Source organism: Corallococcus caeni (assembly GCF_036245865.1).
In the GTDB taxonomy this organism is placed as follows: domain Bacteria; phylum Myxococcota; class Myxococcia; order Myxococcales; family Myxococcaceae; genus Corallococcus; species Corallococcus caeni.
Genome location: NZ_BTTW01000002.1, coordinates 612,232 through 624,498, shown reverse-complemented (window position 1 = coordinate 624,498; position 12,267 = coordinate 612,232). Strand labels below are relative to the sequence as shown.

General features: G+C 70.6%; 10 protein-coding genes. 3 read left to right on the top strand and 7 right to left on the bottom strand.

Annotated elements, in window-relative coordinates:
* The first annotated feature begins 69 nt into the window (after nt 1-69).
* The 3 genes from AABA78_RS10670 to AABA78_RS10660 all read left to right on the top strand — a co-directional run bounded on the left by AABA78_RS10670 (nt 70) and on the right by AABA78_RS10660 (nt 3,386).
* Nucleotides 70-381 (top strand): 4a-hydroxytetrahydrobiopterin dehydratase, encoded by a 312-nt coding sequence (locus AABA78_RS10670; protein ID WP_171418102.1) that lies wholly within the window; start codon nt 70-72, stop codon nt 379-381.
* An 8-nt stretch (nt 382-389) separates the two neighbouring features.
* Nucleotides 390-1,634 (top strand): hypothetical protein, encoded by a 1,245-nt coding sequence (locus AABA78_RS10665; protein ID WP_338262860.1) that lies wholly within the window; start codon nt 390-392, stop codon nt 1,632-1,634.
* Between the two features lie 309 nt (nt 1,635-1,943).
* Complete coding sequence (locus AABA78_RS10660; RefSeq protein WP_338262859.1) at nt 1,944-3,386, top strand: PQQ-binding-like beta-propeller repeat protein; 1,443 nt, start codon at nt 1,944-1,946, stop codon at nt 3,384-3,386.
* A 95-nt stretch (nt 3,387-3,481) separates the two neighbouring features.
* Here AABA78_RS10660 and AABA78_RS10655 read toward each other — a convergent pair whose 3' ends face one another.
* From AABA78_RS10655 to AABA78_RS10625, 7 genes are all read right to left on the bottom strand, one after another.
* Nucleotides 3,482-4,882, bottom strand: a complete 1,401-nt coding sequence (locus tag AABA78_RS10655; RefSeq protein ID WP_338262858.1) for a family 2B encapsulin nanocompartment shell protein — start codon at nt 4,880-4,882, stop codon at nt 3,482-3,484.
* A 33-nt stretch (nt 4,883-4,915) separates the two neighbouring features.
* Nucleotides 4,916-6,313 (bottom strand): family 2B encapsulin nanocompartment shell protein, encoded by a 1,398-nt coding sequence (locus tag AABA78_RS10650; protein ID WP_338262857.1) that lies wholly within the window; start codon nt 6,311-6,313, stop codon nt 4,916-4,918.
* 53 nt (nt 6,314-6,366) lie between these two features.
* The gene (locus tag AABA78_RS10645; RefSeq protein ID WP_338262856.1) at nt 6,367-8,628 is read right to left on the bottom strand and encodes a family 2 encapsulin nanocompartment cargo protein terpene cyclase; all 2,262 of its coding nucleotides are present in this window, start codon (nt 8,626-8,628) and stop codon (nt 6,367-6,369) included.
* 308 nt (nt 8,629-8,936) lie between these two features.
* Nucleotides 8,937-9,362, bottom strand: a complete 426-nt coding sequence (locus AABA78_RS10640) for a cell envelope biogenesis protein TolA (RefSeq protein ID WP_338262855.1) — start codon at nt 9,360-9,362, stop codon at nt 8,937-8,939.
* Between the two features lie 164 nt (nt 9,363-9,526).
* Nucleotides 9,527-10,615 (bottom strand): succinyl-diaminopimelate desuccinylase, encoded by a 1,089-nt coding sequence (gene dapE / locus AABA78_RS10635; RefSeq protein WP_338262854.1) that lies wholly within the window; start codon nt 10,613-10,615, stop codon nt 9,527-9,529.
* A gap of 45 nt (nt 10,616-10,660) precedes the next feature.
* Entirely contained in the window at nt 10,661-11,296 is a 636-nt protein-coding gene (locus AABA78_RS10630; RefSeq protein WP_338262853.1) for a cupin domain-containing protein, read from the bottom strand.
* 80 nt (nt 11,297-11,376) lie between these two features.
* The gene (locus AABA78_RS10625) at nt 11,377-12,204 is read right to left on the bottom strand and encodes a 2,3,4,5-tetrahydropyridine-2,6-dicarboxylate N-succinyltransferase (RefSeq protein WP_338262852.1); all 828 of its coding nucleotides are present in this window, start codon (nt 12,202-12,204) and stop codon (nt 11,377-11,379) included.
* Nucleotides 12,205-12,267: the final 63 nt, after the last annotated feature.

Genomic DNA, 12,267 nt, shown 5'->3' with positions numbered 1-12,267 from the left:
ACACCGAAGCCCGGCGCATTGAACGCGCCGGGGCTTCCATCGGGCGGGGGAGCGGGTAGAACGGCCGCCATGGCCTACGACCGCACGTTGCTCTCCCCGGATGCGCTCCAGACCTTCCTCGCCCAGCACCCCGCCTGGAAGCACGAGGGCGGGATGATCCGCCGCACCTATGAAGCGCCCTCGTTCCTGGACGGCATCGCCTTCGTGGAGCGCGTGGCGAAGGCAGCGGAGGCCGCGGACCACCACCCGGACATCGACATCCGGTGGCGCAAGGTGACGCTGGCGCTGGTCACGCACGACGCGGGCGGCCTCACGGCCCGCGACACCTCCCTGGCCGCGGAGGCGGACCGCCTCTTCAGCGAAGGGGCCGCGGTCCGGTGATTCACGGCGTGCGCGGTACCCTGGCGGCCCTGGCGTGCGCGGTGTCCCTCACCGCGCTGCCGGCCTCCGCCCAGGACGATGTGCCCACGGAGCCCCGCCCGGAGCGGCTGTACTTCAACTCCGGCGCGCTCCTGGGCTCTGCGCGCATGGTGGGCCTGGGCGGCGCCTACGTGGGCATCGCGGAGGGCGCCGCGGGCGTGTCCAGCAACCTGTCCGCCCTGGCCCAGCGCAGCTCTTCCCTGGAGCGCGACTGGGACCTGGGCGTCACCCTGTCCTGGCTGGACCTGCCCTTCACCGGCACCAAGCGCCGGGACGTGGACAACGACGGCCTGGCCGACGACTCCGTGGACAGCCGCCAGCTGCTGGGCGCGCTGATGTTGCAATACAAGCGCTTCGGCATCGGCTTCCTGTGGCGCAACAGCCGCACGGGCTACTGCATCACCCTGGGCTGCCGGGGCGAGGGCGAGAAGCTGCGCGTCTCCCTCACCCAGTCCGTGCTCGCGGGCTCCGTGGCCTTCGGCCAGGACGACTTCATCCTGTCGCTGGGCATCTTCTCCGCGCAGGCCAGCTTCAGTGAGCTGGGCGACGAATCCTGGCGCTACGGAGACACCGGCGTGGCGGTGGACATGCTCTTCCGTCCGCACGGGCGGCCCTACCGCATTGGCGTGGCGGTGCGCCCGGAGGTGGTGGCGGGCTGGCGCCGCGATGACGGCCAGAGCCCCTTCATCGCGGGGCGGCAGGTCTACGCGGCCGTGGTGTCCCCCGCGGTGCTGTCGCTGGGCGCCAGCTGGCGGCTGGGCGAGGGCGCGCACCGCTACAACCGGCTGTCCCCCGCCGCCCGCCGGCAGCTCCAGGTGGACGGGGACGCGCTGCCGGTGCCGGAGGAGGAGCCCCGCGACGCGCTGGCGGGACGGTGGCTCATCACCGCGCAGGTGGACCTCATCTCCAGCGTGAGCAACGCGGTGTCGGCGCGCTCGTTCGCCACCGCCACGGCGCCGCAGTTCGTGGGCGACACCGCCACCTTCCAGCCGCGCCTGGGCGCAGAATGGGACACCTTCCCGGGCCTCTTGCGCCTGCGCGCGGGCACCTGGCTGGAGGCGTCCCCCTTCCCGGACAGGAATCCCCGGCCGCACCTCACCGGCGGCTTCGAGCTGTTCGTGCTGCGCTACTGGGAGGACTGGGCCATCACCGCGTCGTTCGACCTGGCGAGCCGCTACTCCAACTGGGGCGTCTCCATCGGCTTCTGGCGGTAGTGTCTGGCTTTGATCGCCGGGTGGGTAAACGCGAGGACCTTCCTGGGTGCTCGCGTCGTCCATCCACGGCGTCCGGAGCCCCACTCGCACCTTCTGGCAGCGGGCGGCCGAGCAGCCTCCCGCGCCGTATTTGCCGGTGTGGGCTGGCGTGAGAACCCTGCCGTACACGGAGGGGATTCCATGTATCTGGGGCGGGGGTGGCGCCGGACTGTCGTGGGTGCGACGGTGCTGGGTTTCGCGATCGGCGGAGGGTGGGGGTGCGGGGGCGGGGCGGAGACGCCCGACCCGAACGACTGCCAGGATTCGAAGATGGGATGTCCCCCCGCGGAGCAGCCCGGGGTGCCGGGCGACGTTCCACCGCCGGGAAGCGGCACGCAGACGCCGCCGGGCAATGAGAACCCACAGACCCAGCCGCCTCCGGACAAGCAGCCGGAGCAGGTGCCACCCGCCTCGGGGGCCACGCTGTGGCTGGCGAAGGAGGGCGCGGCCCAGGACGACCTCGCGCTGGACCTGGCGGTGGACGCCGCCACCGGGGACTTCTTCACCGCCGCCGTGCACGGCTACGACGACCTGGAGGCGCGCAACCCCACGGATGACGCCGTGGAGCTGGTGCTCACGCGGCGCTCCGGTAAGGGACAGACGCTGTGGACGCACGCGTACGACGTGCGCGTGGACCCCACGCCCGAAGCGCTGCGCGCCGACGTGCACGCCCGCGTGGCGGCGGACGGCGCGGGCGGCATGCTCCTGGCCGGCAACGTCCTGGGCACGGTGGACCTGGGCACGGGCAAGCTCAGCAACGGCGCCATCGTCGCCCGGCTGGACGCGGACGGCGCGACGCTCTGGGCGCACCGGGTGCCCGGCGAGCTGACGGTGAAGGACGTGGCGGCGGACGCGGAAGGAAGGCTCTACGTGGCCTATACCGCGCCGGGCGCGGTGGACCTGGGCAACGAGGTGAGGGGCGCTTCGGCCGGCGTGGCGGTGTTCGCCGCGGACGGCACGGCGGAGCGGGCCTTCGCCGTGGGCAGCGCGGAGTCCGAGGGCGCGGGCGCGGAGCCCCTGTCCCTGTCACCCGGCGCGGACGGCAGCGTGGCGGTGGCGGGGCGCTACGTGGGCACGGTGCGCTTCGGCACCACCGTCACGCAGGGATCCGGTTCGGGCAGCCCCTTCGTGGCGCTGTACCGGGGGAACGGCACGCTCGGCTGGGCGAAGGTGCGGCCGGGCGTGAAGGGCAGCGTCCGGGACGTGAGCCGCGACGCCGCCGGAGACGTGGTGGCGGGCGGCGACTTCCAGGGCAGCTTCTCCTGGGCGGGCGCGTCGCTGAAGGGCGCCTCCAGCCCCAGCCCCTTCGTGGTGGTGACGGGCGCGGACGGCACCGAGCGCTGGGCGCGCGACCTGGGCGTGGACGCGTCCGTGCAGGGCGTGGCCATCCACTCCACCGGCGAGGTGCTGGTGGTGGGCTACACGTACTCGTGGCTGGAGAACGGCACCACGGGCACGGACGGACTGGGGTCCGCGCAGCTCTTCACCCAGCGCTTCGACCCCACGGGTCAGCCCCTGGCGTCGCGGCTCTTCCTGGGCGCCACGCCGGAGGCGCGCGGCGAGCTGTACGGCGTGGAGGCGGTGCCGGCGGTGACGCTGATGCCGGACGGGGACGCGGTCCTGTTCGGCTACACGGACCGCGTCACGGACTTCGGCGTGGACAAGCTCAAGCCCACGCGCGGCGACGTGTTCCTGGTGCGCGTGAAGTACTAGACCGGGGGGACTTCGCGCGGTGCCGCTGAACGCGAAACGGGCCCGGTGCACTCAAAGAGCACCGGGCCCGCTCATGCTTCACGACGTGAACCGCTTCAGCCGCCGAGCGCCACGTTCTCCAGCACGCCCAGCGCGTCCGGGACGAGCACGGCGGCGGAGTAGTACGTGCTCACCAGGTAGTTCGTGATGGCCTGGTCGTTGACGGCCATGCGCTTCACGGTGAGGCTCGGCTCCACCTCGTCGGGGATGCCGGCGTTGTGCAGGCCGATGACGCCCTGGTCGTCCGGACCGATGCGCATGGCGATGATGGCGCTGGTGTTCTCCCGCGTGATGGGGAGCTTGTCGCAGGGGAGCATGGGCACCCCGCGCCACGCCTGCATCTTCTGCCCCTCCACGTCCACCACCGTCGGGTAGAGGCCGCGCTTGTTGCACTCCCGGCCGAACGCCGCGATGGCGCGCGGGTGGGCCAGCATGAAGCGCGTCTTGCGGCGGCGCGACAGCAGCTCGTCCAGGTCGTCCGGCGTCGGCGGGCCGGAGCGCGTGTTGATGCGCTGCTTCAGGTCCGCGTTGTGCAGCAGCCCGAACTCCGGGTTGTTGATGAGCTCGTGCTCCTTGCGCTCCTTCAGCGCCTCGATGGTCAGCCGCAGCTGCTCCGCGGTCTGGTTCATCGGGTCGTTGAAGATGTCGGAGACGCGGGTGTGCACGCGCAGGATGGTCTGCGCCACGCTCAGCTCGTACTCGCGCGGCTTCAGCTCGTAGTCCACGAAGGTGCCGGGCAGCGCGGGCTCGCCGTGGTGACCGGCGGCCAGCGCGATGGCGGCCTGCCCCGCCTTGTCCTGGGGCTTCTTGAGGTTCGCCTTGTAGCGGTCCACGTGCGCCTTGAGCGCCGGGGACTGGGCGATGAGGGACTCGAACACCTCCTGCGGCAGCGCCATCACCGTGCAGGCCGTGAGGGCCTTGACGGTGAAGGGCCACACGTCGTTCGACTCCACCACCGCCTGGTCGCCGAAGTGGTCACCGTCCGCCAGCGTGTCCAGCACCACCGGGTCGCCGTACTTGCCGGCCGTCAGCTTCTGCGCCTTGCCGTGCGCCAGCAGGTACACGTGCTCGGCGGACTGGCCCGCCTCCACGATGTTCTCCCCCGCCTTGACCTGCCGCTGCGTGAAGCGGCTGGCCAGGGTGCGCATGAGCAGGTCATCCACGTCCTCGAAGCCCCGCATCAGCGGCAGCTTGAGCAGCTCCTGCGGGATGACCTCCACCTTGACGCCGACGTTGCTGAAGTTCAGCCGGTCGTCGCCCACGGTGTACGTCAGCCGGCGATTGACGCGGAACGTGCCGCCGGACACCTGCACCCACGGCAGCACGCGCAGGAGCCAGCGGGGCGAGATGCCCTGCATCACCGGCTGCGTCTTCGTCGTCGTCGCGAGCTGACGCGCGCCGGCCGTGCTGAGGCTCTGGCCTTCGTGCGCCGCTACGTCCTTCACTGGATTCGCCATGGAAGAATCTCCGGGTCGCTAGAGTGGGACGGACTACGAGCGGCCCAGCTCCACGCTCTCCAGGATGCCGAGCGCGTCCGGGGTGAGCACCGCCGCGGAGAAGTACGCCGTCACCAGGTAGTTCATGATGGCCTTCTCGTTGATGCCCATGAACCGGACGTTGAGGCTGGGCTCGATCTCATCCGGGATGCCCGCCTGGTGCAGGCCGACGACGCCCTGGTTCTTCTCACCCACGCGCATCAGCATGATGGACGTGGTGCGCGACTCGCTGATGGGCAGCTTGTTGCAGGACACGATGGGGATGCCGCGCCACGCGGGGATCATGTTCCCGTTCATGTCGATGCTGGTGGGGTAGATGCCGCGCTTGTTGCACTCCTGCCCGAACGCGGCGATGGCGCGCGGGTGGGCCAGGAAGAACGACGGCTCCTTCCACACCGTGGCCAGGAGCTCGTCCATGTCGTCCGGCGTCGGGGCGCCGGAGCGGGTGTGGATGCGCTGCTTCAGGTCCGCGTTGTGCAGCAGGCCGAACTCGCGGTTGTTGATGAGCTCGTGCTCCTTGCGCTCCTTCAGCGCCTCCACCGTCAGCCGCAGCTGCTGCTGCGTCTGGTTCATGGGGTCGTTGAAGAGGTCCGCGACGCGCGTGTGGATCTGCAGCACGGTCTGCGCGACGGCCAGCTCGTACTCGCGCGGGTGCGTCTCGTAGTCCACGTAGGTGCCGGGCAGCACGGGCTCGCCGTGGTGGCCGGCGGCCAGCTCGATGGCCTTCTGGCCGGAGGTGTCCTGCTTCTTCCGGGAGCGGGCCTTGAAGTCTTCGATGTGCTTCTGCAGCGACGGCACCTGCGCCACCACCGCCTCGAAGGCGGACTGCTGGAGGATGAGCGCGATGACGGGCGTGACGGCCTTCGCCGTGAACTGCCAGTAGTCCTGCGACTCCAGCAGCGCCTGGTAGCTGTAGTGGTCGCCGTCCGCCAGCGTCTCCAGCACCAGCGGCTCGCCGTACTTGCCGGTGCCGATGCGGTTCACCTTGCCGTGGGCGATGAGGACGATGGAGTCCGCTTCCTTGCCGGCCTCGGTGATGACCTCACCGGCCTTGTACTCCTTCTGCACGAAGCGGTTGGCCAGCGCGGTGAGCGCGTCCACGTCCTCGTAGCCGCGCAGCAGGGGCAGCTCGCCCAGCTCCTGGGGAATCACCTGCACCTTGGCGCCGGTGCTGGTGAAGGTGACGCGGCCGTCGCCCACCGCGTAGGTCATGCGGCGGTTGACGCGGTACGTGCCGCCGGACACCTGCACCCACGGCAGCAGCTTGAGCAGCCACCGCGAGGAGATGCCCTGCATCTGCGGCTCGGACTTGGTCGTCGTCGCCAGCTGGCGCGCCGCCTGCGTTCCAAGGCTCTGGTTGTTGTCGTCGAACTTCTTCAGGTCATTGGACATGGGGTCACCGTCTCCAGGTTAAGGATTCAAAAGGGTTCGGACTGCGGTTGAACTCAGGGCTTGCCGGCGCGGAACAGCTCGGCGACGCGGGCCGCGGACATGCCCAGGCCGGAGCGGTTCCCGGCCTTGAGCTTCGGCGCCGCGTCGTGGCGCAGCTCGTCTTCCGTGTAGCGCGTCACCCCCGCGTGCCACCGGGGGATGCCCGCCATCCACTGCTGGAGCTGCTCCACGTACTTGTGCAGCTTCTCCTGGGCCTTCGCGTCCAGGTCGAAGGCGCGGATGACCACCGGCAGCTCCTTGGCCACCAGGTGCTGGAACTGCTTCATGCGCGCGGTCATCAGCGCGTTGACCACGCTCACGGCCTCGTCCTTGTCCACGCCCAGGAACTTCTGGACCACCAGGACGCAGTTGTTGAGCTCGCCCTCGAACTCAATCTCCTTCTGGTAGGAGAAGAGGTCGTTGACGAAGCACGCGTAGTCCGCGGCGGAGTTCTCCAGCCCGCGCAGCGTGCGGGTGTTGAAGACGTCCTCCGGCACCGCGTCGCCCTTGGAGAGGCGCGACAGGCTCATGGTGAGGTCCGAGCCGAACGTCTTGCGGCGCATCTCCACGTAGTCCACGGGGTCCGGCACGCGGTTGATGAGCTGGTTGTTCAGCTCCCACACCCAGCTGTCCGTCATGTCCTGGATGGCCTTGCGGAACAGCTTGCGGCCGCGCGGCGACAGCGGGCCCGCCGTGCGCTTCCACAGGTCCGCCAGGCCCAGCTCCACCGGGTTGGTGGGCACCGCGGCGTTGGCGGCCTCCACGTCGTCCGGCATGAACTGGCCCAGCCGCGCGTTGAACACCTTCGCGCCCGCCATGTCCCGCGTGTTCGCGTAGAGCATGGGGAAGTAGTCGTCCGCGTAGGTGCCCCACACGAGCCAGCACGCCGTCAGGTCCAGTTGCTCCGGCGTCGCGTCCGGGTGGATGAGCGCGCCGCAGAGGGCCACGTCCGCCGCGTCGAACTTGTGGTCATCCCAGACGTAGAGCCCCACGACGGGCAGCACCTCCAGCATGCCCACCCGCCGCGCCCAGTCCTTGGAGTGCTTGCGCGCGCGGTCCAGGTGCGGACTCAGGTACGTGCTGTACGGCATGTAGAACTTCGGCAGCTTCGTGGGGCCCACGTGCTGGCGGGGCACGTGGCTCAGGGACCGGGCACGGGGCCCCAGCCCCAGCGCGCCGGGCGTCAGCGGGATGCGCAGCGCGGAGGTCCCCAGGCCGGAGGGCACGGGGATGGACAGCGCCGGGCGCTCCTCCGAGTGCTGGTTCATGTAGCGGTTGGAGCGCATGTGCCACTCGTGGCCGCCGGACTGCCAGTCTTGCAGGCCCCGCAGGTAGGTGAGCACCTGCGCCTGCTCCACCGGGTTAAGGGCGTACTCCGCGAAGAGCCACGGCAGCTCCGTGGCGAAGGTGGTCTCGAACTGCTGGAGCCGCGACGTGAGCAGGTCGTTGACCAGGTCCGCCGCGCGCTGGGTGTCGCAGTCGAGGAACTTCTCCACCACCAGCACGCCGTTGGAGAGCTCGCCCTCCTCCAGCTCGCGCTCGTAGGAGAACAGGTCGTTGCGCAGGTGCACCGCGTCGGAGAACGTGTCCTTGAAGACGCGCATCGGGCGGCTCTTCACGACGCGCGCCGGAATCTCCGCGGCCACGGCGTGCTCCACCAGGTCCGACGACCAGGGCGCGCCGCCCACCTTGCGGCGCATCTCGATGTACTCGATGGGGTTGGAGACGCGCGCCTCGCTGATGTTCTCGATCTCCCACATCGACTCATCGAGCAGGTGCTTGGTGTTCTCGAAGAAGCGGCGGCGCCAGTCCATGGACATGGAGGGCACGGTGCGCTGCCACAGGTCCCAGAGGGCGCGCTCCACCGGGTTGACGGGCTCCGGCGGCGTCTGGGACAGGTCCAGCGGCATGAACAGCGGCAGCCGGTCCAGGTAGGCCTGCCCGCCCTTCACGTCGCGCGAGTACTTGAAGACCTCCAGGAAGTGGTCGTCGAAGTAGAAGACCCAGACGTACCAGTCCGTGATGAGGTCCAGCTCCGGGCCCGGCGCCTCCGGGTGCGTGTACGCACAGAGCAGCGCGTAGTCCATGCCGTCGAAGCGGCGCTCGGACCAGACCTCGCGGTCCGTGCCGTCCCGAGGCGGCCCCAGGATGCCCATCTGGTACGACCACGCCTTGGTGTGCGCGCGGGCCGCTTCCAGGTTCGGGTTCAGCCGCGCCGGCCAGGGCACATAGAAATCCGGCAGCTGGAACGGTTGCTTCTGTCGCCCCTTGGACATGCACACCCCTCGTTGGACCCCGAGGGCTTGTACCGACGTCCACTGGCCGACACCACGACAAACCTGCCCAACCGGAGAACTTGAGTAATCCGGCGAATAAGGACTGGCCGGGATGGGACATGAGCCCACCCGGAGAGGTGGCGGGAACCCGGTGGTGGTGGGCATTCCCGCCACTCACGGCCATGACAGACCGCAGGCCGGAACAGCCTTTCTTCCCAACACCTGAGAGGACGAAACGCCGCGGTGCGGGGAGCGCATCCCTTTCAAGGGACAGCCGGCTCCCCGCGGTTCCGCCAGCGAAGGGAGTGCTAGCGGCGCGTGGAGCGGCGCGACGGGCTCTTGCGAGCGGACGTCTTGCGAGCGGACGTCTTGCGCGCGGACGTGCCACGGCTGGACGTCTTGCGGGCGGTGCGGCCGGCGGCGGCGCGGCGGGCCGGAGCCTTGCGGGCGCCACGCTTCGCGGTGGCCTTCTTCGCGGCGCCACGCTTCGCGGTGCCGCGCTTGCCGGCGGCCTTCTTCGCGGTGCGCTTGCCCGCGGCCTTCTTCGCCGTGGTGCGCCTGGCGGTCGCCTTCTTCGCGGCCCCCGTGCGACGGGACGACGCCTTGCGGGCGCCCTTGCGCGCGCCGGAGGAGCGGCGGCGCGACGGCGTGGCGGACGTCGCCTCACCGACCGGCAGCATCGTGTTGGACGACGGGGTTCCGTTCGGGTCCTGCATGTTCGACTCGGCGTGCATCAACAACCTCCAGGGATGACAACACCTGAAGGGTAAGCGCATCCGCCAGAAGTGCACGCATGCCCCACCATGCAGATGCACTCCACTTGACGAATGCGCGCGGTGCTACATCCCGCGCGAGGCCGAAAATCCGGCCTCGGAGCGCACGGCGGTCACGCGGACCGCTACGCCGCGCCCTTCAGGAACGCGGCCAGCTTCTCGTACGCGACGGCCAGGGGAGGGATGGGCGCGCTCTCGTGGAGCTGGTGCGCCTGCGCCGTCTCACCGGGCCCGAAGTTCACCGCGTCCACGCCCCACTCGCCGAAGCGCGCCACGTCCGTCCACGCCTGCTTCGACGCGGCCGGCAGCCCCGTGAGCGCCATCAGCCGCTGGAACAGCGGGTTGCCCGCGGCCACCGGCCCGCTGGGCGACGCGTCCGTGAACTCCACCTCCGCGCGGCCCGCCACCAGCGCCAGCACGTCCTCCTTCGCCTGCGCCACGCTCTTGCCCGGCGCGAAGCGGTAGTTGAGGTTCAGCTCGAACGCCTCCGGCACCACGTTGCGCGCGCGGCCGCCCTTGGCCAGCGTGGCGCTGAGGACTTCATAGAAGGGGAAGCCCGCGACGTTCACCTCCACGCGCTCGCGCCCCAGCAGCTCCGTGAGCAGCGGCCCCGCCTTGTGGATGGCGTTCTCCCCCTGCCACGGCCGCGCGGAGTGCGCGCTCTTGCCCGTGAAGCGGACCGTCACCTGCATGCTGCCGACGCAGCCCACCTGCACCACGCCGTCCGTGGGCTCCATGGCGATGCCGAACTTCACGCGGGACAGGTCCGGCCGCTGCTCGTACAGCGGGATGAGGCCGCTCTCCGCATAGGCGCCCTCCTCGCGCTCGTACAGGAGGAAGGCCACGTTGACGGGCAGCGCGTCGCGCTTGAGGTCCTCCGCCAGCGCCATCATCACCGCGACGCCGCCCTTCATGTCGGACGCGCCCAGCCCGTGCACGCGCTCCCCTTCGATGCGCGGCGCGCGGCCCACGTCCCCGGGGTGCATGGGCACCGTGTCCAGGTGGCCGATGAGCGCCACCGTGGGGCGCGGGTCCTCCAGCGACCCCAGCAGCAGCGTGTGCCCGACGCGGAAGACCTCCTCGCGGCGGAAGTGCTTCAGCGCCCAGCCTTCCACGTGGTCCGCGATGGGACCCTCGTGGCCAATGGGGCTGTCGATGCGACACAACTCGAGCGTCGTCTGGGCGAGGCGGGTGGCGAGGTCGATGGAGGCCATGCGCGCAGCACCATACTCCCCGCCCGCGCCCGACACACCGTCCCGTCAGGCGCCGCCGTCCACCAGTTCCTCGAAGGACGTGACGCCATCCAGCACGGTGAAGCAGATGCACGCGGGGCCCTGCAGCGCGGTGAAGTCGTGCAGCGAGCCGTCCGTCTTCTCCAGCTCGTCGCCGGGCCACACCTCGTGGCCGGTGTCCTCGCGGAAGCCGCCCTCCAGCACCAGGTTCCACTCGCGGCCCAGGTGCGCGTGACGCGGGTAGCGGGCGCCGGGCATCAGGCGCACGACGGCGGCCATCATCCCCTCGCGCGCAGGCCCCGTCTCCACGGGCATCAGCTCCACGCCCGCCACCGGTCCGGGCATCCAGTTGCTGGCGTCCGCCATGGACTCCAGCAGCTCGCGGGCCCGTCCTTCCGTCACGTCCAGGAACGCGGCCACCCTCCCGGCCCAGCGGGCGAAGCGGCCGGGGCCCTCCATCTGGCCCATCAGCCGCGTGAGCGCCGAGGCCGGAGGCGTCACCGGCGGGACGAGCGCCCCCAGCGCATCCACCGCGGGCGTCAGCCGGGCCAGCTCCGCCCGGCAGCGCGCGCAGCCGTCCAGGTGCCGGGCCGCGGCGTCGCGCCGGGCCGGCTCCAGGGTCCCGAGCAGCCACTCGGGGAGGATGTCGTCGAGGTGTTCCATGGGTTCCTGGAAGGACAGCGGACGTATCACGTCCCGTGACATCTATACGCGTCCGCGCCAGCGGCGGATTTTCGCGCCGCTCACACCGGGACGGCGAACTCCCGCAGGGCCGCGTTGAGGCTGGTCTTCTGGTCGGTGGACGCCTTGCGCTGCCCGATGATGAGCGCGCACGGGACCATGTACTTCCCGGCGGGGAACTGCTTCTCCCGCATGCCCGGAATCACCACGCTCCGGGCCGGGACGCGGCCCTTGTGGATGACCTCCTGGGGCCCGGTGACGTCGATGATCTGCGTGGACGCGGTCAGCACCACGTTGGCGCCGAGCACCGCCTCCTCCTCCACCACCACGCCCTCCACCACGATGGAGCGGCTGCCCAGGAAGGCGCCGTCCTCGATGATGACCGGCGTCGCGGAAGGCGGCTCGAGCACGCCGCCCAGGCCCACGCCGCCCGACAGGTGGACATGCCGGCCCACCTGCGCGCACGACCCCACGGTGGCCCAGGTGTCCACCATGGTGCCCGCGCCCACCCGCGCGCCGATGTTCACGTACCCGGGCATCACCACCGCGCCCCGCTCCACGAAGGCGCCGTAGCGCACGGTGCCCGGGGGCACCACGCGCACGCCCGCCGCCTCCAGGCCCTTCTTCAGGGGCACCTTGTCGTGGAACTCGAAGGGGCCCACCTCCATCACCTGCATCTCCGACACGGCGAAGAACAGGAGGATGGCCTCCTTCACCCAGGCGTTGACCCGCCAGCCTTCCGGGCCCTTCTCCGCGACGCGCAGCTCGCCGGCATCCAGCCGCGCAAGCGTCTCGCGCACCGCCGCCACGGTGTCCGCGTCCTTCAATTTCGCCCGGTCCGCGAACGCCGCGGACACCCGCTGGGAGAGCTCTTCGAGGGATGTCGCCATGACGCGAAGTTCAATCACACTTCAGCGGTCCGCGCCCCTCCTGAGTGTCCACCGCCGGACGGC